This is a genomic window from Acetobacterium sp., from assembly GCF_041752335.1.
Taxonomy (GTDB): domain Bacteria; phylum Bacillota; class Clostridia; order Eubacteriales; family Eubacteriaceae; genus Acetobacterium.
Map to the genome: position 1 here is coordinate 14,561 of NZ_JBGSHG010000006.1, position 25,328 is coordinate 39,888.

Sequence of the window (25,328 nt, forward strand, 5' to 3'; positions counted from 1 at the left end):
TTCCTCCCCTTTATTTGAAAGGAGGCTGTGAAATGAAAAATGACAGTGCAATTTTACCAGAGAGAGCCAAGTCGATTCGTTTTTCGGAATGCAGCGGAGACGGCAGCGGAATCAAGTGTGAGTCAGAAAGTGTCTCAGGGGCAGTCAGTCAACGGGCCTGTGTTTACTGCGGTGCCCGGGTTGTTTTAAACCCCATCACCGATGCCTTCCACATTGTCCATGGCCCGATTGGATGTGCCAGTTATACCTGGGATATCCGTGGCAGTCTATCCAGCGGTGAAGAAGGCTACCGGAATTCTTATTCCACCGACCTGCGGGAAACTGACGTCATTTTCGGCGGCGAAAAGAAACTGGTGGCCGCCATCGATGAAATCATGGCCAGCCATGCCCCCAAAGTCATTTTTATTTACGCCACCTGTATTGTCGGCGTCATCGGTGACGATATCGACGCTGTCTGTCGCAACGCCGAAGCAAAATACGGCATCCGGGTCATCGCCGTTAAATCCCCGGGATTTTCAGGAACCAAGAAAACCGGCTATAAAATGGCCTGCAACGCCATTATGAGCCTGATCACCCCCGAATTTTTACCAGCCAAAACAGCCGGTATTAACATTCTCGGCGACTTTAACCTGGCCGGGGAAATGTGGATCATCAAAAACTATTTAAGACGCATCGGTGTCGAAGTGGTTGCCAATATTACCGGCGATGCCAAAGTCGAGGATCTCAAAAAAGCCCCTGCAGCCCAACTCAATCTGGTTCAATGTGCCGGCTCGATGACCTATCTGGCCAAACAGATGGAAGAAGTTTTTGATATCCCTTTTATCAAAGTCAGCTTTTTCGGCGTCACCGACACCTCCGATTCACTGATGCGGATTGCCTATGCCGTCGGTGATAAAGAAGTTATCAAGCGCGCCAAAGCTTTTATTGAAGAAGAAAAAAATAGAGTTATCCCTCTTTTAAATAAATATCGCAAAAATCTTGAAGGAAAAAAAGCCGCCATCTATGTGGGCGGCGGCTTTAAAGCAATCTCCCTGATCCGACAGTTTCACGAATTTGGCATGAACACCGTGATGGTGGGCACCCAAACCGGGAGCAAGGATGATTACGAAGTCATCCAGCATCTGGTGGACGAGGATGCCGTCATTTTAGATGATGCCAATCCAGCCGAACTGGAAGCCTTTATGAAGGAAATGGGAGCCGATATATTAGTCGGCGGCGTCAAGGAACGGCCGTTGGCCTATAAGCTGGGGGTTGCCTTCTGCGATCACAACCATGAACGCAAGCATCCCCTGGCGGGCTACGAAGGCACCCTGAACTTTGCCTCAGAAATCAACCTGTCGATGAACAGTCCTGTCTGGGAAATCATAGGAGGTATCAAAAATGTCTAAGAATTTAGTCAACCTAAATGTTAATCCCTGTAAAATGTGCATGCCGATGGGAACCGCCAATGCCTTCTACGGCATTCAAAAATGTATGAACATCCTCCATGGTTCCCAGGGCTGCAGCACCTATATCCGCCGCCATATGGCCACCCATTACAACGAGCCGGTGGACATCGCCTCCTCTTCCCTCACCGAAGAAGGCACCGTCTACGGCGGCGAGAAAAACCTGATCATCGGTCTGGAAAATCTGATCAAATTATATCAACCGGAGGTCATTGGGGTTTCGACCACCTGTCTGGCGGAAACCATTGGCGAAGATATTGAGTTTATTATTAAAAATTTTTACGCTTCTCACCCTGATGAAAAGGTGACAATTATCCCGGTCAAATCCGCTGGTTACGGCGGCACCCAATTTGAAGGGTTTACCCGGGCACTCCGGGCGATTGTCTCCCATGTCGAGATGGATCCCACCAAACATGATAAGATCAATATCATCACGACCATGGTTTCCCCGGCGGATACCCGTTATTTAAAAGATCTGCTGGATCAGTTTGGTCTGGAGTATATCCTTTTGCCGGATCTTTCCGAAAACCTTGACGGTGTCCACCAGAGCAGTTACTATCGGCTGCCGATGCACGGCACCCCCATTTCTGAAATCCAGAAAATGGCCGGAGCCCGGGCTACCATCGAAATATCCGACACCATTAAGCCTGACGAATCCCCAGGTATTTACCTCTACGAAAACTATGGGGTTCCCTATAAACGGCTCAACCTGCCGATGGGACTGCGGGATACTGATGCTTTAATGGAGCTTTTGTCTGAATTGTCGAAAAAACCCATTCCTGAAAAAATCACCAAGGAACGAGGGCGCTATCTCGATGGCATGGTGGACTCCCATAAATACAATGCCTTGGGACGCATTGCCATCTTCGGCGAACCGGATTTTGTCGTTTCGGCGGTCCGGCTCTGTTGTGAAAATGGTGTGATGCCGGTAATCGCTGCTACTGGTTCCAATTGTCCTCAGCTCAAAGAAAAAATCGAGGCTGAGCTTTCCAAACTGGCCGATGTGCTTTTTGTTGACAACTACGTAATCTTAAATGATGTCGACTTTGAAACCATTGAAGAAGAAGCGCTGCGACTCGGTGCCAACCTGATGTTGGGAAATTCCGACGGCCGCCGGATTGAAGAAAAACACGGGATTCCCTTGATCCGCTGCGCCTTCCCGATCCATGACCGCATCGGCGGCCAGCGGGTTCGGACGTTGGGCTACGAAGGCTCCCAGGTACTCCTGGACCAGATTACCAACACCATTCTTAAAGCAGTAGAAGGCGGGTTCCGGGAAACCCTCTATAACACCTATTATAATGAAGGGCCCAAATCCAAATACGGATTAGAGCCGGATACGGAGGCAAAAATGAAAGTGCTGGAAAACAACAAAACAACTGACCCACTGACCCCGCAGGCGCAGACCATTGAAGAAAAAACCGCCAATCATCCCTGCTATAGCTGTGGTGCCTCCCAGAAAAACGCCCGGATGCACCTCCCCATCGCCCCTAAATGCAATATTCAGTGTAATTACTGTGTCCGTAAATTTGATTGCCCCAATGAAAGCCGTCCCGGCGTGACCACCGAAATTCTTTCCCCCGAGGCTGCTTTTGAAAAATACAAACGGGTTAAAGAAAAGGTGCCCAACCTCACCGTCGTCGGGATTGCCGGCCCCGGCGATGCTCTGGCAAACTTTGACGAAACCCGAAAAGCCCTGACCCTGATCCATGAACATGACCCCCATGTTACCTTCTGCGTTTCCACCAATGGCTTAATGCTGCCCTACTATGCCAAAGAACTGGCCAAACTGGGTGTTTCCCATGTTACCGTCACGGTTAATGCGGTTGATCCGGCCATCGGTGCCAAAATCTACAAACATGTGGATTTTATGGGGAACCGCTACCAAGGCGAAGCCGGTGCCTCAATTCTGTTGGCCAACCAGCTTTCAGGGATCAAGCTCCTGATCGATGAAGGGGTAATCGTCAAAATCAATACCGTCACCCTGATGGGAATCAATGATACGCACATCGAAGAAGTGGTCAAAACGGTAAAAGACATGGGCTGCTTTATCTCTAATGTGATGCCCCTGATTCCCGTGAAAGGCTCTGCCTTTGAAGGTCTGCAAATTGCCACCAACCACGAAATCAATGCGATTCGCGATAAATGTGGGGTTCACTTAAAACAAATGTATCACTGCAAACAATGCCGGGCCGATGCCATCGGCAAACTTGACAGCGATATCTCCCTGGATTTCCGGGAAAATGAAGCTAAAAGCGAAGCCATGGTTCTGACTGCGCCAAAGGGATTGCGCTTTGCGATCACCTCCAAAGGCGGGATGCTGGTGGATCAGCATTTCGGCCAGGCCTCTGAACTTTATATATATGATTACCTTGACGACGAGGTCCAGTTTAAAGAAAAACGGGTGATCGCCAAGTATTGCAGTGGCGCCGAAGAATGTGACGAAAAGGAAGATAAGATCGGTACCATCCTGAAAACCTTAAATGATTGCGACGGCGCCATCACGATGCGCATCGGCGACCTGCCTAGTAAACGGCTGGAAAGCAGGGGCATCAAGGTCTTCTCAACCTACGACCGGATTGAAGATGCCGTTAAAACGGCGGCCCAGGAAATGTTAAAGTCCGAACTGCGCACTGCCGGTAATTTCTAACATTGCTCTACCGTACCGACCAATTATTACATCATTTAAAAACTATTTATAAACGATCAGGAGGAATTTAAAAATGGTCAGTCCTAAACATCATATTTTTATCTGCACCAGCTGCCGGATCAACGGCACCCAACAGGGGTATTGTTTTCAACAGGATTCAGTGAAAATCCTGCAGACATTTCTTGAAGAAATCGACGAGCGGGAATTATCCGGCGACGTGATGTTAAACAACACCGGCTGTTTCGGCATCTGCGACAAGGGCCCCATCGTGGTCGTTTATCCCGAAGGCGTCTGGTATGGCAAGGTGACCGTGGACGATGTGGAACGGATAATGGACGAACACATCGAAGGCGGCAACGTGGTCGAAGACCTGGTTATTTAACTCCTTACTTTGATAAGAATCAAGCTACTTTAACCCTCGGTACAGCGCACTGACGCAGTACCGACAATTGTTACATCATGTTGTGTGCCTCAAGGCGAACAGTTGCTAACTAACTTATTTACTTATGATCAACTCTTATTGCAACTGTACGAATTGCGCGAAGGCAACGAGCCAATCACAAGCTTGCTTGTAGTTGGCGACTGCCCGCGAACCAAAGAGAAAGAAGCGCAGCTGATTTCTCGTGGTGTGCGCATACAACAGATTAACAATTGGTCGGTACGGGATATCACGGCCAAACTTTTAAATTAAAACAAACGAAAGCGGGGTACACAAATGGTTACTATTATCGATCGAACCTTGACAACCTTTAATACATCCGGGATGACCGCCCGGGATCTCAACCATTTCTGTAACCTGCTTTTTACCTGTGGGATCACAAAAATCGAATTGACCCCGGACCTGGTTGACCGGCTAAGTTTTCCGGCCACTGCTGCCGTTTTGAAACAATGGCTGGGGGGACGACGTTTTTTTCTGACCCAGATTTATCCCGATCCGCTCGCTTCAGATCGCCCGGGACCGAAAGAATCGAAACCACTCTGGAGACTTGAACCCAATGAGCTGGTGGAAAAAAACATCCCCGTCACCAAATTAAATCCCCGGTACCATCAAAAAATCCGGATCACCGGGCTGGAAGACCTGATGACCCGGGACTATCCGGCAGTTTTTGCCGCTCTGCTGGACAGCGGTGTTGACACCCTGGACCTATGCCCCGACAACCAGATGCATTGCGCCACCGCCATCGCCCTGGAATGGCTATTGGCCGGCGGACAGAGTATCAGTTGCGGTTTTGCCAACCACCATAATTTCCCACCGCTGGAAGAAGTGCTGATGGGGCTGAAACTAAGCCAACCTGATTTGTTTACCGGTGACTTATCGGTTTTAGGTGAGCTGCGTGACCTTTATGAAAAGCTGGCCGGCCAGCCGGTGGGTAAAATGAAGGCCATCATCGGAACCGATATTTTCAAGGTCGAATCCGGCATTCATGTCGATGGGGTATTAAAAAACCCCCACACCTATGAACCCTTTAATCCGCAAACTGTTGGCAACCAACGGGAGATTGTGCTGGGAAAACACTCCGGTCGGCAAAGCCTGTTGTATAAGCTAAACGATTCTGATTTATCCGAATCGGCGACTCATACTATTTTAAAACGCATTAAATCCCGCTGTACCCAGTTAGGCCGAAACCTGTCTGATCGGGAACTGCGAACCCTTGCCAGCGAGGTGCAAAATGACAAACAAAAAAAAGTATATTGTTGATACGACCTTAAGAGATGGCGAACAAAGCCCGGGGATGGCCTTTTCCGTCCGGGAAAAAGTCACCATCGCGAAATCTCTGGACGCCCTGGGGGTCAGCCGGATCGAAGCCGGAACCCCGGCCATGGGCAGAGAAGAATGCCGGGCCTTTGAAAAAATCAAGCTGGCCTGTCAGAAGGCGCAGATTATTGGCTGGAACCGGATGAATCTCTCAGATATCAGCCAGTCCATCGGCTGCGGCGCCGACATTATCCATGTTTGTGTCCCGGCTTCGGATCTGCTGATTCGCGAGAAGCTGCGCACCAGCCGGTCCCAGGTATTGGAAAAACTGAGCGCCTGCGCCGCGGCCATCCACGCCGAAAAACGAGAACTGACCATCGGTTTGGAGGACGCTTCCCGGGCCGACTGGGATTTCGTCGTTTTACTGATTGAAACCGCCCGGGACCTGGGGGCCACCACCCTGCGTTTTTCAGATACCGTGGGGATTATGTCGCCCAGCCTCTGCAAGGCCACGATCAGCCGGATTCCTGACAACATCGACATTGAGGTGCACATGCACAACGATCTGGGCATGGCCGTGGCCAATTCCATTCAGGGACTCCGCTCCGGCGCCAAATATGCCGATTCCACCCTCTTCGGCATCGGCGAACGGGCCGGCAACTGCAACCTCGAACATCTCCTGATCGCCACCCAGGGTCAACTGGACTTCGGTATCAGCCTGGACGAACTCCAGTGGCGGCAAGCTGATTTAAAATCGATCATTTATAAAAACAAACTGGTGTATGCCTGATCGGCCCTGATTTCAGACATAAAAAAAGCACCTGCTGCGTTAGCAGTGAGGGCTTGTCATAATGCTAACCCAGTACCGACAATTGTTACATCATGTTGTACGCATCGGGGCGAACAGATTGATAAAGCTGTTCGCTCCCGCAGCGAACAACAGATTAACAATTGATCGGTACGGTAGGGTATCACCAACCTCACTTTCTGTTGCTGTTCCAGGTGCTTCTTAGGTCCTATAATAATTACACTTCACCAAAGCCGCTGCCGATCAGCGCTACCAGGGTTTCCACCGCCAGCATTTCATCCTCGCCTTCGGCGAAAATTTCCACCACATCGCCCTGGCTAATCGCCGTTGCCATAATACTCAGCAGCGATTTGGCTTCGCCCTCTTTGGGATCGTTCCCTAACTTCTTGATTCTGATATTAGCTCTGAATTCTCCGGCCTTCTGACAAAACGTCGCCGCCGGTCGTGCGTGTAAACCGGTGGGATTAATAATGGTAACTGTTTTTGAGTGCATCGTCCTACCTGTTAATGAATCTTTCATTCCTTTCAGTTTATTTTTGCTTCTTTTTGGTCATATTCTTGTGATGATCCTTGTTCTTATTATCTTCCCCAATTTTTATAAAATAAACAATCTTATAAATAGCTCGTCATTTCTTTCAGCGAGTCAAAAACACAATCCGGAACCACCTCCGTATTTTTCAGGTCCCCCAGCTTGGTCTCCCCAGTCAGTACTAGAAAGCCCTTGCCGCCGTTATTGACGCCGGTGGCCACATCAGTGTAGATCCGGTCCCCGACAAAGGCTACATCCTCTTTTCTATGCCCGGTGATAGCCAGAATCATTTCCATGGTTTCGGGAAAGGGCTTGCCTAAATATTTGGGTTCCACCCCGGTAGATTTGGTAATCAGAGCGCAGATTGAACCGCAATCGGGAATAAAACCAGTTTCGGTAGGACAGACCAAATCCAGATGGGTGGACAAAAAGACCGCACCATTTAAGATAAAGGTGCACATTTTTTCGAGCTTTTGGTAGGTCAGGGTCGTATCAAAGCTGGCCACCGCCACATCTGGCTGCTCCTGAACCAGGTTGATGCCGTGTTGTCGAAAACTTTCCTCCAGCAGCGGGGTGCCCATCAGATAGACGGATTGTCCGGGATAGTAGGTTTTTAAATATTTTATGGTCACATCCCCGGAGGTGATGATCCGGTCTGCTTCCACAAAACAACCCATTTTTTTTAGCTTTTCCTGATAAAAACTGGGCACCCGGGATGAATTGTTGGTGATGAAAATAAAATCTTTTTGCCGGGCTCGCAGTTCATCGATAAAGTCCAGGGCCCCGTCGATTAAGCCATTGCCCAGATAAACCGTGCCGTCCATATCCAGGGCAAATAGTTTAACATCTTTTAATGCTTCTTTTTTTGGCATGATCATTTTCCGTTAATCCTCTCGGTTTCTGCATCGATCATCCCATTCTTGGCTGTCAGTTCTGCATCTTCATCCAGCTCCAGCAGTTTTTTTCCGCATTCCACATCGGTAACCAGCACATTAATAAACCCCCCTGTGATGGCACCCTGGATGGCCTGAGCTTTTTCGGGACCGCTGGCCACCCCAATCGAATGGGGAACCCGCCGGAGTTTTTTAATGTCAACCCCAATCACCCAGTTATCAGCCTCAAAGGCTTCGGTGCTGCCATTGATATCAAAAAACTGCATGCAGACATCGCCCACCACATTTTTCTGGCGCATCGTTTCCATATCCTTTTCATCATAATAACCGGTGGCCATAATCGCTGAGCCCCGATTGGGCACTCCGATCCCCACCACCGCCACATCCAAACCGTCACCCATTTTAATGATCCGCCGGATATCCGGCTCCTTCATCAATTCCTCTTTGATCTTGACCCCGGACACCCGGGCCGGTGCATGGAGCAGATAGGAAACACCGCCAAAAGACTTGGCCAGGGCTTCCACAATGGTATTGGAATGCAACTCCATACCCAGATGTCCGATTCCGCCGATAAGCGGAATAAAGGTCACCCGCTTTGAGGCACCCTTGGATACAAAACGGTAGATCTGACCAATGGACGAACCCATGGAAACCCCGATAATGGTATCATCTTTGATCAACCGCTCCAGATAGTTGGCCGTAGCCCTGGCCAGCTCATCCTTCTGATCACGGTTATCCTGTTTCATATCGACGATAAAGACTTCTTTTAAACCATAGCGGTTCTCCAATTTTTTTTCCAGATCCACATAATTGTTGCCAAAAATTGGATCGATAATTATTTTGACAATGCCCCGCTCCCTGGCGTTCTGAAGAATCCGGGACACCGTCGGCCGGGACAGACCCAACTCCTTTGCAATCAGCTTTTGATTAATCTCCTGATTATAGTACATCTCACAGATTTTCACCATCAGACGCTCATCATCCACTACTTTTTTCATCTGCTACCTCCCTGTTTCTGCCTTATTAGGCGTTCGCGCAACGATCTAGAGCGTTCGTGGCCTTAATACTTTGCTTTTTATGCATTTCTGAAATTTTGTAATTTATTGTATTAATTATATGTTTTTTGATGAAAATGTCAATCACCTCGTTGCATTTTGTAAAAAAGGTCAACTAAAACAGCCACTTATATTTACATGCGTAAATATAAGTGGCTGTTTTTTTACTAGTGAAAACCGCATTTTTTATAATGCCACATCTCCTCTTTCGCCGGTTCGAATCCGGATACATTCTTCCACTGGTTTGATGAAAATTTTGCCATCACCAATTTCACCAGTTCGGACCACATTCATAATCAATTGGATGATTTCTTCCACCTTATCATCGGCTACCACAATTTTAATCTCGATCTTGGGAATCATATTCATCATCACCGTGGTGCCCCGGTTATGAGCCACCCAACCGTACTGATTGCCACATCCCAACACCTGGCGGATATTCATTCCGTTGACCTTTGCCGCCAAAAATGCGTCCTTCAACGGTTCCAATTTTTCCGGACGGATAATCGCTTCGATCTGTTTCATAGCATTTTCCTTTCTTACTTAAAATAACCGGCCATTGGCAATTTCCAACTACCGGAACAATGATTGTTTTACTTTCATTTTCCCTAATATCCGGTGCTGACTTCCACTTTGTATTTTAGTCGATAAACTGCTATTGGTCAATTCCGGAAAATGCCGGATAAGCTTCTTCACTGTGTTCACTAATATCAAGACCCAACGCTTCAGCTTCAGGGGCAACCCGAATAGCCATAACCTTCTTGAGGATCAGCATAATCGCCGCAGTCATCGTGCCCGAATAAATCACCGCAATCAACAGCGCTATAATCTGAGCCACAAATAGCTGGGTATCACCAAAGAACAATCCATTCCATTGGGCTACCGGATTGATCGCCGTCTGGGCAAACAGTCCGGTGGCAATAACTCCCCAGATCCCGCTGATGCCATGACAGCCAAAGGCATCCAAGGTATCATCATAGCCAAACCGCACCTTTACCTTTGTTAAAAAGAAGAAACAGATCGGGCTCACTACGCCGCCGATAAACAAGGCCGCTTCGGTTGGCACAAAACCAGCCCCGGGAGTAATCGAAACCAGACCGACAATTGATCCGGTGATGGCACCCATGACGGTAACTTTTTTATAAGCCACCATTTCTACCAGCATCCAGGTTAACATTGCCGCCGCCGAAGCCAGTAAGGTAGTCACAACTGCATGCACAGCCAATCCGTTGGCAGCAAGGGCTGAACCCCCATTAAAGGCAAACCAGCCCACCCATAAAATCGCCCCGCCGATAACAAACAGCGGAATATTATGGGGATGATAGGACTTGATGCCGTAACCTTTTCGGGAACCCAGAATAATACAAGCCACCAGACCCGAAATCCCCGAGCTGACTTCGATGACCAATCCCCCGGCAAAATCCACTGCGCCCAGGCCAGCAATCAGACCACCCTGACCCCAGACCATATGAGCCATCGGATAATAGACCAGCAGCATCCAGAAGGTTACAAAAATAAATAGCGCTGAAAACCCCATTCTTCCCGACAGTGAACCCACCACAATGGCCGGGGTGACCATGCAGAACACCAGTTGAAAAATAGCAAACAGCTGACCGGGAATATTACTGGCATAGGGTCCTGGTTCAGAAGCACTGATACCCCTAAAAAAGACGTTGCTAAAATCACCGATAAAGCCGAATCCGCCCAGATCCGGGCCAAAGGCTATCGAATACCCCACTACATACCACATTACTGTGGCCAAACCACAGCAAAACACCACCGACATGATCGTGTTAAGGGCATTTTTTCGCCGCACCATGCCAGCATAGAATAATGCCAGCCCTGGGGTCATAAAAAATACCAGCATTGTACAAATCAGAATAAATGCCACATCTCCAGAATTAATCATAATTTCCTCCGTAATTCTCTGTTTTCGTTATTTATGCCAATCACTGAAAACGGTCCAATGATTATCAGATCAACCCACTTTAAAACCAACCCTTAACAGGCTGGCCGCTACACTTATCACCTTTGATAAGTTGGTTCAATTAGCTAATTACAAATCAGTAATTGCAGACGCTCAACGCAAAAAAAGACGACAACAAAAAAAATGTTATCGCCTTTGATACTCTAAATGACATACCCGGTTCATTTTTTCGTCGACTCTCCTCATTGACAATCGACTGAACCTTTTCGCTATTATTTAAGGTTGATTATAATATTTAATTTAATTTTTGCCGACTCATCGCTGACTCAGCAAGTCGAATTATAGCATTAGTCACCCCTGGAGTCAATCCTTGAATTTATCAGTCCTTGAATTTATCAGAGTTGGGGGTCTTTCGTATTATTTCAAAAAAGCGCGCAAAAAAAAAGCGATTATATCAAATATTTAATATAATCGCTTTTAAACGCCGCTGTCCTTTATTGATTAGTTCTTTTAAAGAGCGATATCGCCGCGCTCGCCGGTTCGGATCCGAATGCACTCCTCGACAGGTTTGATGAAAATTTTTCCATCACCGATTTCTCCTGTTCGCACGGTATCCATAATCAACTGTACGGTTTCCTCGACCTTATCATTGGCAACTACAATTTTTATTTCAATTTTTGGAAGCATGTTCATCATTACCGAGGTTCCCCGATTATGAGCCACCCAACCAAATTGATTCCCACATCCGAGAATCTGACGGATGTTCATGCCATTGACTTTCGCCTCTAAAAACGCATCCTTTAAAGGTTCTAACTTTTCCGGACGGATAATTGCTTCAATCAGTTTCATAAGTTTTTCCTTTCTTTACTGATTGCGAAGCCATGACATTATGGCTTCGCAACCGTATTTTAATACCGTTCTATTGATCAATTCCTGAGAATGCCGGGTAACCTTGTTCTCTGTGTTCGCTGATATCCAAACCCAATGCTTCGGCTTCAGGCGAAACACGGATGTTCATTACTTTTTTAAGTACCAGCATGATTGCCCCTGTCATAACTGCTGAGTAGATAACTGAAATAGCTACCGCCATCAACTGAGCAACAAATAATTCGGTGGCTCCGAAAAACAGTCCATCCCATTGAGCAACAGGATTAATGGCAGATTGAGCAAATAAGCCGGTGGCAATACCGCCCCAGATTCCACCAATTCCGTGACAGCCAAAGGCATCCAGGGAATCGTCATAACCGAATTTTTGTTTGATCTTTGTCATAAAGAATAAGCAAATGGGACTAACCAAAGCACCAATAAACAAGGCCGCACCAAAGGGTACATAACCAGAACCCGGGGTAATGGCCACCAATCCAATTATCGCACCAGTCACAGCACCCAGGACAGTCACTTTTTTATAAAGAATCGATTCCATCAGCATCCAGCTTAACATTGCTGCTGCCGAAGCGATCATCGTATTGCCCATGGCCTGAACGGCCAGTCCGTTGGCTGCTAAAGCTGATGCGCCATTGAATGCGAACCAGCCCACCCATAAAATGGCACCACCGGTGAAAACCATCGGAATGCTATGGGGATGATAGGCCTGAATGCCATAGCCTTTTCTTTTACCAAGGATGATACAGGCAATCAATCCCGAAACCCCGGAGCTGATATGAATAACATTACCGCCAGCAAAGTCGACGGCTCCCAGTCCAGCAATAAAACCACCTAAACCCCAAACCATGTGAGCTAATGGATAGTAGACAAGCAACAACCAGAAAGTGATAAAAATAAACAGGGCTGAAAATTTCATTCGGCCTTCTAGAGCGCCCACCAGAATGGCTGGTGTAATAATACAAAACATCAATTGAAAAATGGCAAATAATGCACCAGGTATATTGGCTGCATAGGGACCTGCTTCAGTAGCACTGACACCGCTGAAAAAGGCATTGCTTAAATTTCCGACAACACCCAGTCCACCGACATCTTCTCCAAATGAAATTGAGTAACCGACAGCAAACCACATCACCGTTGCCAAACCACAACAGAATAATACCGACATTAATGTATTGATCACATTTTTTCTGCGAACCATCCCGCCATAGAACAATCCCAGGCCTGGAGTCATAAAGAATACCAGCATTGAACCGATTAGAACAAATGCGACATCACCAGAATTAATCATTTTAATTTCCTCTTTTCTCAATTATTTTGATCAACTGACGTATCGTGACGATCATACAGTTACCAAAGTCGCCTTTTTAGGCAATTTATAATTTCTATTTTCTTTTGATCCGCCAAATCTTGCTTATTTCAGTGGCGATTCATTTTTCTTATGTCATTCAAACGTTTAATAAAGACTCTCTCATCTATTTAAAAAAAGGTGATAACATTCATGACTGTTATCACCTTTGATAAATAAATTCGATTATTTGGTTTGAATAAAAAAAGGTGATAACAGGGTTTCCTGTTATCACCTTTGATAAGCGTTCAAAAATCATTAGGTATCTGTCCTAACAATCCTGTCTTCATTGACTACTGTTAAGCTAACCTTAAGATGTTTTTGATTATAACACCATAAAAATCCAGTGTCAATTGATTTTCATTAATTTTCAATTTCAAACGGTTTTCTTTTTACTGCCCCGCCGTCACAACCACATCTTTTGTCTGACTTTGGCCATTCCGTTCAAAGGTAACACTTACCTTATCGCCAGCATTGACCGCATAGAGAATTTCTTTCATCTTAAGCATGGTGTTGGTTTTAACGCCATTGATTTCTTTAATGATGTCACCTGCAGCCATGCCCGCATTGGCGGCCCCGCCACCCTGTTGCACTGAGGCGATATAAATTCCCTCACTAAAATTGACCTTGCTATCGGTGATATAATAATCGGCAATGGCCCGGTCATAAGCAGTGATGCCCATTACCGTGGAATTGAATTTTCCGGTAGCAACAATTTCGTTAAGAATCGGTTTTAGAATATTGATGGGAATGGCAAAACCCATTCCTTCTCCGGTGGTCAGTTTATAGGTATTGATACCAATAACCTCACCATTTTTATTGACCAGAGGTCCACCGCTGTTTCCCGAATTAATAGAAGCATCGGTTTGAATCAGATCTTCTGCTAAACCTGTCTCCAGGGGGATACTTCGGTTCAGGGCTGATATGATTCCCGCCGTCACCGTTCGCTCAAAGTTCAATCCCATCGGATTACCAACCGCCACCGCCAGTTCCCCGACGACGACATTGTCTGAATCACCCAGTTCGAGCACCGGCAAATCCGTGGCATCAATCTTGATAATGGCCATATCCAGGCTAGGATCCGACCAGATCAGTTTAGCCTCATAGGTGTTCCCGTCAGCCAGTGATACGGTCATGCCGGAAATGTCATCCGATGCCACATGCTGATTGGTGGCGATATAACCATCGCTGGTTAAAATAAAACCGGAACCGACGCCGCTGGCTTCCTGAGGTCCATAAGCGGTCATGGCCACCCCGGTTGTCTCAATCCCCACCACCGATGGCGGCACGGTTTGAGCAATGGCTTCTACCACCGAGTCTGCTGATCCCTGGCTGACAACAATTTCGTTTTTAGCGCCCTGAATCACAGTGCTGTTGTCGAAAAAAAAGTTAACACCAAGGAGCAGAACACCCACAATCACACCGCCGATAATCGCGCCGATCATACCGGTGATAAAGGAATTCGATTTTTTTTCTTTTTTCAGATCGTCGTTCATCGTTCACCTCAATCTTAGTTGAGTTCTTTTAAAGGTTAATTGTCTCACTGGCACAGCTTCTTTTGGCCACACAAAGTTTTACATCCCCATCCAGCACTACCCCGGCCCCGGTTAAAATCCGGGCGGTGGTTTCATAGGCCAGCAGGGGGTAATTGTTTTCCTGGCTGAGATGGGCCAGCACCAGTTGCCGGGTGCCTTCCTTGACCAGTGTCAGGGCCAGATCTCCGGCCGTCTCGTTGGACAAATGACCGAAGTCACTTTTTATCCGCTGTTTGAGGTAGAAAGGATAAGATCCGGCTTCCAGCATTGACACGTCATGATTGGATTCCAGCACCACCAGATCACAGCCGCATAAGGCACTGCGCATCTCCGGAGTAATAATCCCCGAATCGGTGGCGATTCCCAGCTGATTTTTTCCGTCAGAAATGACAAAGCCCGCCGAATCCGCCGCATCATGAGATGTTTTAAAAGCTTCAATCTGAAAATCCTGGATATTAAAAGGTTTTTCAAAATCAAAGACTTTAATATTATGCTCGGCGATTTTACCCAGATCCTTCATCATCGCTTCCCAGGTTTTTTGATTGGCGTAAATCGGCAGGTCAAAACGGCGGGATAAAACCCCAACCCCATGGATATGATCACTGTGTTCATGGGTCACCATAATGGCGCCAATTCCCCGGGGATCCTCTTCAATGACCTCCAGGGCACTCTGAATCCGTTTCCCGCTGAGGCCAGCATCGATGAGTATTTTGGTGCTGTTGTTTGAGACAAATAAACTATTTCCTGAACTTCCACTATATAAACTACAAAATTTCAATCGTTGCTCCCTTGTTCATTTTCACCTTATAAAACATCCATTTAAATGCGCCAGGGGCCAGCAGGATTGTTAGGTTTATCCTAGCGAATGATGCTTAAACCTGACTTAACCTAACTTTACGAGATTTAAGGTAATCGTTGTCCCTTTCCGCTTCATCAACCTTAATTACGCTAAAGGCCAGCCGGATCTTTCTCGGAAATCCGGCGGATATCAGCGCCCAGATTACGCAGATTTTCCTGAAGATTTTCGTATCCTCGGTCAATATGGACAATCTCGGTAATTTTTGTCTCGCCGTCAGCAATTAAACCGGCGATCACCATGGCGGCTCCGGCTCTTAAATCGGTGGTTCTGATTTTGGTGGCCGATAAGGTTTTGACCCCGTTAATCGTTGCCGTCCGGCTGTTAATGGAAATATTGGCGCCCATCCGGCGTAATTCATCCACATATTTAAAGCGGCTTTCAAAAATACTTTCGGTAATCGTACTGGTACCCTGGGCAATGGTCATTAAAACGGCCATCGGTTGCTGGAGATCGGTGGGAAAACCAGGATAAGGCATGGTCTTCACATTCACCGCCTTTAAGGGATGCTTCCCGATAACCCGAATCCCGTCATCCTCTTCGAGGACGATGACACCCATTTCGCTGAGCTTTGCGGTGATCGCTTCCATATGCTTGGGAATCACGTTTTTGATTAAAATATCCCCTTCAGTGGCCGCTGCGGCCATCATATAGGTGCCGGTGGTAATCTGATCGGGAATGACCGAATATTCGCAGCCATGCATTTCTTCAACGCCGACGATCTTGATAACATCTGTTCCCGCACCCTTGATGTTTGCTCCCATCAGGTTCAAAAAGTTAGCCACATCAACGATGTGGGGTTCTTTGGCAGCATTTTCAATAATTGTTTTACCATCGGCCCGCACCGCCGCCAGCATAATGTTGATGGTTGCGCCGACACTGACTACATCCATAAAAATGTGGGCGCCTCTTAATTCCGGTGCCTCCATTTTTACCTGGCCATGTTCGATCACCACCGTTGCGCCCAAGGCCTGAAAGCCTTTAATATGCTGGTCAATCGGCCGATCACCGATGTTGCAGCCGCCGGGCAAGGGCACAATCGCTTTGCGATATCGTCCCAGTAACGCGCCCAACAGGTAATAGGAGGCCCGCATCTGGCCGGTTTCCTCTTCATAATCTGACACATCATATGAAATCGGTTTTTCGGTATTAATAATCAGGGTATCATTTTCTCTATATATTTCAGCGCCCAATTTTTCCAGAATAACAATCATTTTGTTAACATCTTTAATATCGGGAACATTTTCTATCTTACTTGAGCAGGCACAAAGTACTGCCGCCGGAATAATTCCCAGCACGGCATTTTTTGCCCCGGAGATCGTAACCTCACCTTGTAGGGGGTTACCTCCTTCTATAATAAAAGCATCCATATTTATTCCTTTCAGTGCAAGTGTATATGCAATATCCAATTGATAATTATATCATAAGTTTCAGTTTTATCAAGAATTCTCGTGATTTTACGCCGGTTTTTTATCAGTATCCCGGTTTTTCTTATACTCTTTAAGAATTCTTTTCCCCGCTTAAAGAAAACAGGAATTCCTCACAAATTAAATACGATGTGATATAATAGCATAATTATATGTATGCTATCTATAAAATTTTTATTAACAAAAGATTATCAATCCATAACTCGAGGTAAAAAATGAATCGTTTCGAATTAGTTTCCAGCCATGATGATCTGGGTGTGACGCCCATTGAGAATATTTTTATCAATCACTATATGCCCATGGCTCGGGGCGACTACGTGAAGGTCTATCTTTACGGCTTAAAGAGATGCTTTAATCAGGGTCTTACTCCCATCAGCAATGAAGATATCGCCAAGGATCTGAATTTATTGGAAACTGACGTGAAAAAAGCCTGGGATTACTGGGCCTCTGAAAAAATCATCGCCATTGAATACACCGGCACCCGGGACGCACTGGTTCGTTTTTATAATATCACCGGCACAATTCTCTATAAAAATGAAGCCATTCCGGAAACCACGGTTCCTAAAAATGCCCAATCCTCCAATCTCATGGAAGACCGAATCCAAAGAATGTATACCACCATCCAGGATATGTACGAAAGCCGGACCATCACCAAAAAAGAAACCCTGCTCTTTAAACGCTGGCTGGACGACTACAATTTCACCCCGGAAGCGGTGATTCTGATTGTCGAATATTCCATTAACATGATCAATAAAAAAGATCGCACCTTCACCCCGGCTCAGGTGGTCTCTTATCTGGAAACCGTGGCCAAAAGCTTTCATGATGCCGAGGTTCGCGATCATATCGAGGCTGAAGCCTATATTAAAGACTCAGCCCATCAACGGACGGCCTATTATCAGATCTTTAAATACCTGGGAATTCAGCGAAACCCCATGGTTTCGGAGCGGCAGATGATGGATACCTGGTTTCGGGACTACGGTTTTTCGATGGATATCATTGTCCAGGCCTTATCCCGGACTAACAAACCAAATATGAAATATATTGACGGGATTTTAAAAAACTGGCACGAACAGGGTTTCAAAACCCTGGAAGATATCAAAAATGACAAACCGAAACCCAAATTTGATCATAAAGAGTCCCTTGAACCCATGAGCGATGCCCGTAAACAGGCTTACCTGGATATGGAAGTTGATTATGCCGAAGATTTATGGCCGGAACTGGAGATAAACGATGAAGACCTATAATGAAGCCTTTGCCCTGCTGCAGGAAAAGCAGCAGGCCTACCAATTTAAACTGCGCCAGAAAAAAGCAGCCCTCTATGGTCAGATTCCGGAGCTTTCTGATATTGATAATGAAATCAACCGCCTGGGGGTGGCCCTGACCCGGGCGACCATCGCCAGGGAGCTCGATAAAACTGTGTCCATCCGACTGCAAATGAGCGAACTCGAGGCCACAAAAAAAGCCCTGGCCGGAGCAAATGCCACCCTGCTGAGCCACTCCTATTATTGTTCGTTATGCCAAGACTCAGGGATTCTCCCCGAAGGGATCTGCGCTTGTCTGAACCAGTGTCTGGCCGAAATCAGTTTTTCCAGCTATGACCTGAAAACCCGGGCCCAGCGGGAAACCTTTGAAACCTTTAATCCTGACTATTATTCCGAGCAGCCCCTTGGTTCGGGTGTTGCCAGTCATCGCTCCAATGCCCTCAGCATTAAACAGAATATGCTCAAATATTGTCAGAATTTTGATAACATCGAAGACCAGCTCCTCTTTACCGGTCCGCCCGGGGTGGGCAAAACCTTTATGTCCAATTGCATCGTCAACAAACTCACCGAAAAAGGTTATGGGATTGTCTACGTCACGGCTGCTCACCTGGTTGCCAGCATTCAGGATCAGCTGTTCCGAGAAAAGAAAACCTCCACCGAAATTTATGAACCACTGCTGCTCTGCGATCTATTGATCATCGATGATTTAGGGGCTGAATTTTCTTCTGAATACAGCCAGAAACAACTCTACGAGGTCATCGACAGCCGCCTTAATGCCGAAAAAAAGATGATCATTTCCAGTAATTTGACGGTGCTTAAAATAAAATCCCTTTATGACGAACGGCTTTCTTCCCGAATCTCCGGCTATTTTAAAACCATTCCTTTTCTGGGCGAAGATATCCGGATTCTCAAGGCCCGGCGGGGAAGATAATTTACTGCTTTTTAGCCTTCTTCAAAATCCACTAATCTTATAAAATATTAAAAGGGCGGAAAAACCGCCCTTTTTTGAATCCTGTCTTAGTATTTATCAAGCCTCACTGAATCAACCTTTATTTCCCCATACTCCATATCATTTAATACGATTTTTGGTTCCACCGGCTTACTAACAGGCGACATTATTCGCTTAGATCCACCTGTTTCCTGATTGCGTTTGTTCGGATTTTCCTTAAGTTGGAATGCTCCCACCATTTCCATCAATATTTCTGATTGACTTGACAGTTCTTCACTGGCTGCGGCACTTTCTTCTGCCGTGGCTGAATTGGTTTGAACTACCTGGGAAACCTGATTGATTGCCTGGGTTATCTGGGCGATTTCGGATGCCTGCTCATTGGATGCATGAGCGATGTTCTCCACTAGATCAGCCACCCGTTCAATTTCGCTTAGAATTTCTTTTAAACTGATGGCAGTCTGATCGGCAATTTTTGTTCCAATTTCCACCTTATTGATGGATCCTTCAATGAGGCCGGTAGTTTCTTTCGCGGCCTCGGCACTTCTGGCTGCCAGGGTTCGTACCTCTTCCGCAACAACGGCAAATCCTTTACCATGTTGTCCCGCTCTGGCTGCTTCTACTGCCGCATTCAAGGCCAGAATATTAGTCTGGAAGGCGATATCGTCAATAACTTTAATGATTTTGGAAATATTTTGAGATGATTCATTAATCTCGATCATGGCACTGACCATTTCATCCATTTGACCATTACCAACTTCGGCGTTGGTTCGGACCTCAACGGCCAACTCATTGGCAGCATTGGCATTAACGGCATTCTTTTTAGTTTCCTCAGCTACTTCTGAAATTGAGGCATTGATCTGCTCAATGGAGCTGGCTTGTTCAGTGGTTCCCTGGGACAGTGCCTGTCCGCCATCAGATATCTGTCTGGCTCCGGCTTCAACCTGTCCAGCGGCTTCATCAATATCCGCCATGGTCGCACTAAGTTGACTGGTAATATCATTAAGCGCAATCTTGATATCCAGGAAAGCTCCCTGATAATCTGATTTTATTTCCTGATCAAGGTTCCCTCGACCCATTTGTTCAAGTGTACCGGTTATCTCTTTGACATAACGGTTGAGAGAATTGACCGTCCGATTCATGTCTTCCTTAATTAATGCATGATCGCCCTTATACTGTCCTTTCATTGAAGTGTTCAAATTGCCATTGGCCAGCTCTTTTAGCGTGATTGAAGCCTCGTTGATGGGTTCAATCACCGCATCTAGGGTATGATTGACCCCTTCGACGATTTTGGCAAAGTCACCATGATGTTTGCTGGCATCGGCTCGCGTATCCAGCTGTCCGGCGATGCCGGCCTGAGCCAGATGAGCCGCATCATCCACCAACGCCGTGATGGCATCGATACAGGTGTTCAGGTTATTCTTGATTTCGTTGAAATCGCCATTGTAATCGTCGGTAATCTTCGGCGGGATATCGCCCTTACTGATCCGGTCGACATACTCGGCCGCCACGTTCAGCGGTCCGATGACGGCGTCCAGGGTATTGTTGACGCCATCCACAATTTTAGCAAAGTCGCCGCCATGTTTGCTGGCATCTGCTCGCGTATCCAGCTGGCCGGCGATGCCGGCCTGGGCCAGATGAGCAGCGTCATCCACCAATGCCGTAATCGCGTCGATACAGGTGTTCAGGTTATTCTTGATTTCGTTGAAATCGCCATTATAGCTGTCGGTGATCTTCGGCGGAATATCACCCTTGCTGATCCGGTCGACATACTCGGCCGCCACGTTCAGCGGTCCGATAACGGCGTCCAGGGTATTGTTGACGCCATCTACAATCTTGGCAAAGTCGCCTTCGTGTCTGGTTGCATCCGCTCGGGTATCCAGTCGGCCTTCAATCCCGGCCAGGGATAGCATAGCGGCATCATCGACCAAGGCTGTAACGGCATCGATGCAGGTGTTCAGGTTATTCTTGATCTCGTTGAAATCGCCATTGTAATCGTCGGTGATCTTCGGCGGGATATCACCCTTGCTGATCCGATCCACATACTCGGCCGCCACGTTCAGCGGTCCAATCACGGCGTCCAGGGTATTGTTGACGCCGTCTACAATTTTGGCAAAGTCGCCGCCATGTTTGCTGGCATCGGCACGCGTATCCAGCTGTCCGGCGATGCCGGCCTGGGCCAGATGAGCGGCATCTTCCACCAATGCCGTAATCGCGTCGATACAGGTGTTCAGGTTATTCTTGATTTCATTGAAATCGCCATTATAACTGTCGGTGATCTTCGGCGGAATATCACCCTTGCTGATCCGGTCCACATACTCAGCCGCCACGTTCAGCGGTCCGATCACGGCGTCCAGGGTATTGTTGACGCCGTCTACAATTTTGGCAAAGTCGCCGCCATGTTTGCTGGCATCCGCTCGCGTATCCAGTCGGCCTTCAATCCCGGCCAGGGATAGCATAGCGGCATCATCGACCAGGGCTGTAACAGCATCGATACAGGTGTTCAGGTTATTCTTGATTTCATTGAAATCGCCATTATAGCTGTCGGTGATCTTCGGCGGGATATCCCCTTTGCTGATTCTTTCCACATACTCAGCCGCCACGTTCAGCGGTCCGACCACCGCGTCCAGAGTGTTGTTAACCCCTTCGACGATTTCTTTATATCCACCGTTAAATGCATCGGCATTTCCCCGGGTATCCAATTGGCCCGCTACGGCTGCCTGAGATAACATATTGGCTTCAACGATAAGCCCTCTGATGGTTTCGATGGTTTCCTTGAGCGCTGGATTAATCTCATCCTGTTCATCGCGGATTTCAATGTTCGCTGAAACATCGCCTCTCGAAATTTGTTTCATCGTTCCAATGACGACATTTTGAAGATCATCAGCAAAACTGTCCATTGAAATAGCCATCTCTCCTATCTCATCTTTTGAGTCCATCTTCAAACGCATTCCTAAATGACCCATGCTCATTTCTTTTAACATGGCGGCCGCTTTTTTTAGTGGTTTACTAATGGCAGATCCCAGAAAAACGCCTAACACAATTGACATCAACACACCAATCACAATAACGATGATCATGGTGGTAACCACGCTATTGGCCTGGACTGTATTGGCGGTGGCCTTGGCACTGCCATCAGCCAGTTTAAGCTCGACCAGTTTTTCAATTGCATCCTGTTCAGCCCGGGCAGCAATCCCTGATACACCGCTGTCAGCCATCAGTGCAAAAGCCTGGGCATCCTGATTTTGATTCGCTAACGCAATCAATTCTGTAATCGAGCCTTTATAATTTTTTCGGGCCTCGACAAATTCATCAAAGGCAGTCCGCATTTCATCGGAAACAATCCGGCTTTCAAATTCAGCTGTCAGGGTATCCAATTCAGCTTGACGTTCTGCAATTTTATCTGCATTCTCTTTAATAACTACCGGGTCATTGGCAATGATCATATCCCGGATATTAACCCGCATCCGTTGAAAAGCCGTTGATATATGACCTGCCTGAGATATAGGCACTGTCATATTTTCATATAATTCAGTATCCGACTGATCTAATGCCTTAATATTTGTTATTCCCACAACCCCTACAATCGTAACAATAATTGCCATGATAACAAATCCAGTCAATAACTTGGCTTTAATCTTCATGTTTGCAAACGTTTTCATAGAACCTCCTATGATTCCCTTTATTTTATAATTTTGGCTTGACTTCCTTTTTCTAACTCTTAGCATTGTTAAGTGAATTTAATAATACTTTTTTACACTCCCCAATTAAGGGATCTCCATGACCAAAGTAAATCGTCTCAATTTCTTTTTTTGAAATTTCCTCCAATGCATGAATAAATGCTTTTTCATAGGTTGTATCTTTGGTGCGAATCACCAATGGGGTATCTCCTGCGAAGAGAATCTTTTCCTTTTTACAATACAAACAAATTGAATCATTGCTGTGCCCCGGGGTATAAATTACCTCAAATTCCTGATCGCCGATTTTCAATCGTTCACCGCCTTTCAAAATGACATCAACATTTTCCAGCACCGTTGATGCGGCATATGTTTTGGGATTATATCGTTTCTTAATCATCGGGAGAAGGGTCGCATGATCATAATGACTATGTGTCAGCACAACTTTTTGAATGCGTTTTTTTCCTACGCCAGTGGATGCCTGATCAATTTTTTCAAAAATAGTCGGATCTCGACCCACGTCTATCAGAGTGTTGACGTCACTAAGTTTATTCCAGTCACCAGTAACTAAATAAACATTCGAAGTATAAATTTTTCTGCCCACTGATAAATTGATAATTTTCATGATTCTGTTCCTTTTTACACTTTTTTATATAATTGTGCATTGGAGACAACCGGTTCAAATAAATCTTTTAACTCAACCGGAAGTTTTTGGGTTTGTTCCATCGCCAGATATCCGCCATCGATGAGGGAATCATGAAACATCCGGATCACAGCGATGCGTTCCTGCTCGTTAAAATGAAGCAAAACATTTTTACATAAAATAAGTCCAAAATCTTGACCAATACTGGAAAGGGTCAGCAGATCGTGCTTCTGAAAACTGACAGCCGCTTTGATCTCATCAATCAAACAATAACGATCCTGATTTTCCACCTTGACGAAGTATTTTTCAAAAATTTCCTTAGGTATCCGTTGCACCTGCTCCCGGGGATACTCGGCCTCATAAATAATCTTGTCGAAAAGATCGCTGCCATCGATATCGGTTGCCTGTATTTTTACATTTCTGAAATACATGTGACCGATACGGTCCCGAAGCAGCATCGCCAGAGTATAGGGTTCCGGTCCCATAGCGCAGCCGGCATCCCAGATCTTAATCTTCTGTTTTAATCGCAGCGTGGGAATGGCGTGGTCACAAATCATTTCCAGGGTTTGTAAATCTCTAAAAAAGTAAGTAAATGCCATTGTGTCTCCTTTTTCATGTATACATTAAATCCAATGATATTAAAATAAGCAATGCCAGCTTCCCCTGAAACTCATATGATTTCAGAATTTTTAGCTGCATTGCTGATATTTATACCACTATTTTCTTGACTCAAACATTTTTTTTGTTACAGATTACCCCTTCTGTAACATTGAGATAATCATCTGTGTATCTAGCCTTCATTATTCTTTTTTTATGTCTCCGCTTGATCAGCCTTTGAGACTGATCAACTCTACTATTTCGGCTTTGTCATCCCATAGATATCATAGATTTCCTGGGTATATTCGCCCTTTTCCTGATAAACAATCAATGGCGCATCGGTTTTTAAGCCTGGTTTACCGCTTTTTCGCCCTTCAATCAAGACCAGATTGGCTTCTTTTTTAATGGAAGGGTAAACAAATTGCAGATGCTTGACCTCAATTTTATAAAGACGCATCAGTGAAATAATATCCCCCAGCCGTTCCGGCCGGTGAACTAGAAACAGGCGTCCCCGATCCTTCAGCATCCGCTTGCTGAAAATGAGAATATCTTCAATGCTGCATAAAATTTCATGCCGGGAAATCGTTTTTGTTTCACAATTATTTTTCAGTCCCGCCTGGGCCCGCATATAGGGGGGATTACTGACCACCACATCATAAGTGTTTGGCAAAATCTCATTGCCGGGTTCTTTAATATCCCCGGCGATGATCCTGATCTGGGCTGATAAACCATTGAGTGCCATACTCCGTCTAGCCATTTCCACCAGCGGTTCCTGTATTTCCAGGCCGGTAATGGAGGCCGCCTTTGTTTTGCCATAAAGCAATAGCGGAATTATTCCCGTCCCGGTTCCCAAATCGATGATATGGGGAGACCCTTTAAGGCGCCGGGAAACAAACCAGGACAGTAATACCGCATCCATGCCAAAACAAAAATAATCCGGATTCTGGATAATCCTCAAATTATTAAGCCCTAAATCCTCGATTCTCTCCCCATTTTTTAGAAAGTTATCCACAATTAACTCCTCCTATCCACACAATTTTATTATTTTCACCGATAATCAACAGCTTTATCCACAGTTTTGTCGATTCTATCCACTATTTGTGGATAAGTTTTGTAAATGCTTCACCTTTTCCCGATAACTGCCTAAATCAT

The 25,328-nt window shown here is 46.2% G+C and carries 21 protein-coding genes; 7 read left to right on the plus strand and 14 right to left on the minus strand.

The features are described from left to right. Positions 1-32 precede the first annotated feature (32 nt). The 5 genes from nifE (at position 33) to ACEW8F_RS01235 (ending at position 6,581) form a co-directional block, all read left to right on the plus strand. Positions 33-1,388, plus strand: coding sequence for a nitrogenase iron-molybdenum cofactor biosynthesis protein NifE (nifE, locus tag ACEW8F_RS01215; protein WP_373481649.1), 1,356 nt, complete (start codon positions 33-35; stop codon positions 1,386-1,388). Further along, positions 1,381-4,095, plus strand: a complete 2,715-nt coding sequence (nifB, locus tag ACEW8F_RS01220; RefSeq protein ID WP_373481650.1) for a nitrogenase cofactor biosynthesis protein NifB — start codon at positions 1,381-1,383, stop codon at positions 4,093-4,095. Before nifE ends, nifB begins: the two co-directional genes overlap by 8 nt. A 73-nt stretch (positions 4,096-4,168) precedes the next feature. Next, entirely contained in the window at positions 4,169-4,477 is a 309-nt protein-coding gene (locus ACEW8F_RS01225; protein ID WP_373481651.1) for a 2Fe-2S ferredoxin, read from the plus strand. Between the two features lie 333 nt (positions 4,478-4,810). After that, positions 4,811-5,794, plus strand: coding sequence for a hypothetical protein (locus ACEW8F_RS01230; protein ID WP_373481652.1), 984 nt, complete (start codon positions 4,811-4,813; stop codon positions 5,792-5,794). Beyond that, positions 5,766-6,581: a homocitrate synthase gene (locus ACEW8F_RS01235; protein ID WP_373481653.1), complete on the plus strand. Its 816-nt coding sequence runs from the start codon at positions 5,766-5,768 to the stop codon at positions 6,579-6,581. Before ACEW8F_RS01230 ends, ACEW8F_RS01235 begins: the two co-directional genes overlap by 29 nt. A gap of 235 nt (positions 6,582-6,816) precedes the next feature. On the opposite strand, the gene ACEW8F_RS01240 is transcribed toward ACEW8F_RS01235, so the two are convergent. From ACEW8F_RS01240 to ACEW8F_RS01285, 10 genes are all read right to left on the minus strand, one after another. Beyond that, the gene (locus tag ACEW8F_RS01240; protein ID WP_373481654.1) at positions 6,817-7,092 is read right to left on the minus strand and encodes an HPr family phosphocarrier protein; all 276 of its coding nucleotides are present in this window, start codon (positions 7,090-7,092) and stop codon (positions 6,817-6,819) included. 119 nt (positions 7,093-7,211) lie between these two features. Further along, positions 7,212-8,000, minus strand: coding sequence for an HAD-IIA family hydrolase (locus tag ACEW8F_RS01245; protein ID WP_373481655.1), 789 nt, complete (start codon positions 7,998-8,000; stop codon positions 7,212-7,214). A 2-nt stretch (positions 8,001-8,002) separates the two neighbouring features. Continuing rightward, positions 8,003-9,019: a sugar-binding transcriptional regulator gene (locus ACEW8F_RS01250; protein ID WP_373481656.1), complete on the minus strand. Its 1,017-nt coding sequence runs from the start codon at positions 9,017-9,019 to the stop codon at positions 8,003-8,005. 243 nt (positions 9,020-9,262) lie between these two features. Next, entirely contained in the window at positions 9,263-9,601 is a 339-nt protein-coding gene (locus ACEW8F_RS01255) for a P-II family nitrogen regulator (RefSeq protein WP_373481657.1), read from the minus strand. A 130-nt stretch (positions 9,602-9,731) separates the two neighbouring features. Next, a complete protein-coding gene (locus tag ACEW8F_RS01260) occupies positions 9,732-10,988 on the minus strand; it encodes an ammonium transporter (RefSeq protein ID WP_373481694.1) in 1,257 nt (418 codons plus the stop codon). A 525-nt stretch (positions 10,989-11,513) separates the two neighbouring features. Then, on the minus strand, positions 11,514-11,852 hold the full coding sequence (locus ACEW8F_RS01265; RefSeq protein WP_373481658.1) for a P-II family nitrogen regulator: 339 nt from the start codon (positions 11,850-11,852) through the stop codon (positions 11,514-11,516). A gap of 70 nt (positions 11,853-11,922) precedes the next feature. Further along, complete coding sequence (locus tag ACEW8F_RS01270) at positions 11,923-13,176, minus strand: ammonium transporter (protein ID WP_373481659.1); 1,254 nt, start codon at positions 13,174-13,176, stop codon at positions 11,923-11,925. Positions 13,177-13,625: 449 nt separating this feature from the next. After that, entirely contained in the window at positions 13,626-14,729 is a 1,104-nt protein-coding gene (locus ACEW8F_RS01275) for a S1C family serine protease (RefSeq protein WP_373481660.1), read from the minus strand. 28 nt (positions 14,730-14,757) lie between these two features. After that, the gene (locus ACEW8F_RS01280; protein ID WP_373481661.1) at positions 14,758-15,546 is read right to left on the minus strand and encodes an MBL fold metallo-hydrolase; all 789 of its coding nucleotides are present in this window, start codon (positions 15,544-15,546) and stop codon (positions 14,758-14,760) included. A 170-nt stretch (positions 15,547-15,716) separates the two neighbouring features. Beyond that, a complete protein-coding gene (locus ACEW8F_RS01285; RefSeq protein WP_373481662.1) occupies positions 15,717-16,994 on the minus strand; it encodes a UDP-N-acetylglucosamine 1-carboxyvinyltransferase in 1,278 nt (425 codons plus the stop codon). Positions 16,995-17,266: 272 nt separating this feature from the next. On the opposite strand from ACEW8F_RS01285, the gene ACEW8F_RS01290 reads away from it, so the two are divergent. Together ACEW8F_RS01290 and ACEW8F_RS01295 are read left to right on the plus strand one after the other, a co-directional pair. Next, positions 17,267-18,295: a DnaD domain protein gene (locus tag ACEW8F_RS01290; RefSeq protein ID WP_373481663.1), complete on the plus strand. Its 1,029-nt coding sequence runs from the start codon at positions 17,267-17,269 to the stop codon at positions 18,293-18,295. After that, entirely contained in the window at positions 18,282-19,244 is a 963-nt protein-coding gene (locus ACEW8F_RS01295) for an ATP-binding protein (RefSeq protein ID WP_373481664.1), read from the plus strand. Before ACEW8F_RS01290 ends, ACEW8F_RS01295 begins: the two co-directional genes overlap by 14 nt. An 86-nt stretch (positions 19,245-19,330) precedes the next feature. Here ACEW8F_RS01295 and ACEW8F_RS01300 read toward each other — a convergent pair whose 3' ends face one another. From ACEW8F_RS01300 to ACEW8F_RS01315, 4 genes are all read right to left on the minus strand, one after another. Continuing rightward, the gene (locus ACEW8F_RS01300) at positions 19,331-22,921 is read right to left on the minus strand and encodes a methyl-accepting chemotaxis protein (RefSeq protein WP_373481665.1); all 3,591 of its coding nucleotides are present in this window, start codon (positions 22,919-22,921) and stop codon (positions 19,331-19,333) included. A 52-nt stretch (positions 22,922-22,973) separates the two neighbouring features. Continuing rightward, positions 22,974-23,561: an MBL fold metallo-hydrolase gene (locus ACEW8F_RS01305; protein ID WP_373481666.1), complete on the minus strand. Its 588-nt coding sequence runs from the start codon at positions 23,559-23,561 to the stop codon at positions 22,974-22,976. Between the two features lie 14 nt (positions 23,562-23,575). Then, complete coding sequence (locus tag ACEW8F_RS01310; protein WP_373481667.1) at positions 23,576-24,178, minus strand: protein-glutamate O-methyltransferase CheR; 603 nt, start codon at positions 24,176-24,178, stop codon at positions 23,576-23,578. 254 nt (positions 24,179-24,432) lie between these two features. Then, positions 24,433-25,188, minus strand: coding sequence for a tRNA1(Val) (adenine(37)-N6)-methyltransferase (locus ACEW8F_RS01315; protein ID WP_373481668.1), 756 nt, complete (start codon positions 25,186-25,188; stop codon positions 24,433-24,435). Between the last annotated feature and the right edge of the window lie 140 nt (positions 25,189-25,328).

Excerpts from the sequence above, each read along its gene's own strand:
- ACEW8F_RS01300 (WP_373481665.1), bottom strand. The coding sequence starts at position 22,921 with ATGAAAACGTTTGCAAACATGAAGATTAAAGCCAAGTTATTGACTGGA.
- ACEW8F_RS01255 (WP_373481657.1), bottom strand. The coding sequence starts at position 9,601 with ATGAAACAGATCGAAGCGATTATCCGTCCGGAAAAATTGGAACCGTTG.
- ACEW8F_RS01235 (WP_373481653.1), top strand. The coding sequence starts at position 5,766 with ATGACAAACAAAAAAAAGTATATTGTTGATACGACCTTAAGAGATGGC.
- ACEW8F_RS01225 (WP_373481651.1), top strand. The coding sequence starts at position 4,169 with ATGGTCAGTCCTAAACATCATATTTTTATCTGCACCAGCTGCCGGATC.
- ACEW8F_RS01285 (WP_373481662.1), bottom strand. The coding sequence starts at position 16,994 with ATGGATGCTTTTATTATAGAAGGAGGTAACCCCCTACAAGGTGAGGTT.
- ACEW8F_RS01305 (WP_373481666.1), bottom strand. The coding sequence starts at position 23,561 with ATGAAAATTATCAATTTATCAGTGGGCAGAAAAATTTATACTTCGAAT.
- nifB (WP_373481650.1), top strand. The coding sequence starts at position 1,381 with ATGTCTAAGAATTTAGTCAACCTAAATGTTAATCCCTGTAAAATGTGC.
- ACEW8F_RS01310 (WP_373481667.1), bottom strand. The coding sequence starts at position 24,178 with ATGGCATTTACTTACTTTTTTAGAGATTTACAAACCCTGGAAATGATT.
- ACEW8F_RS01250 (WP_373481656.1), bottom strand. The coding sequence starts at position 9,019 with ATGAAAAAAGTAGTGGATGATGAGCGTCTGATGGTGAAAATCTGTGAG.
- ACEW8F_RS01245 (WP_373481655.1), bottom strand. The coding sequence starts at position 8,000 with ATGCCAAAAAAAGAAGCATTAAAAGATGTTAAACTATTTGCCCTGGAT.
- ACEW8F_RS01240 (WP_373481654.1), bottom strand. The coding sequence starts at position 7,092 with ATGCACTCAAAAACAGTTACCATTATTAATCCCACCGGTTTACACGCA.
- ACEW8F_RS01270 (WP_373481659.1), bottom strand. The coding sequence starts at position 13,176 with ATGATTAATTCTGGTGATGTCGCATTTGTTCTAATCGGTTCAATGCTG.
- ACEW8F_RS01290 (WP_373481663.1), top strand. The coding sequence starts at position 17,267 with ATGAATCGTTTCGAATTAGTTTCCAGCCATGATGATCTGGGTGTGACG.
- ACEW8F_RS01265 (WP_373481658.1), bottom strand. The coding sequence starts at position 11,852 with ATGAAACTGATTGAAGCAATTATCCGTCCGGAAAAGTTAGAACCTTTA.
- ACEW8F_RS01295 (WP_373481664.1), top strand. The coding sequence starts at position 18,282 with ATGAAGACCTATAATGAAGCCTTTGCCCTGCTGCAGGAAAAGCAGCAG.
- ACEW8F_RS01275 (WP_373481660.1), bottom strand. The coding sequence starts at position 14,729 with ATGAACGACGATCTGAAAAAAGAAAAAAAATCGAATTCCTTTATCACC.
- ACEW8F_RS01230 (WP_373481652.1), top strand. The coding sequence starts at position 4,811 with ATGGTTACTATTATCGATCGAACCTTGACAACCTTTAATACATCCGGG.
- nifE (WP_373481649.1), top strand. The coding sequence starts at position 33 with ATGAAAAATGACAGTGCAATTTTACCAGAGAGAGCCAAGTCGATTCGT.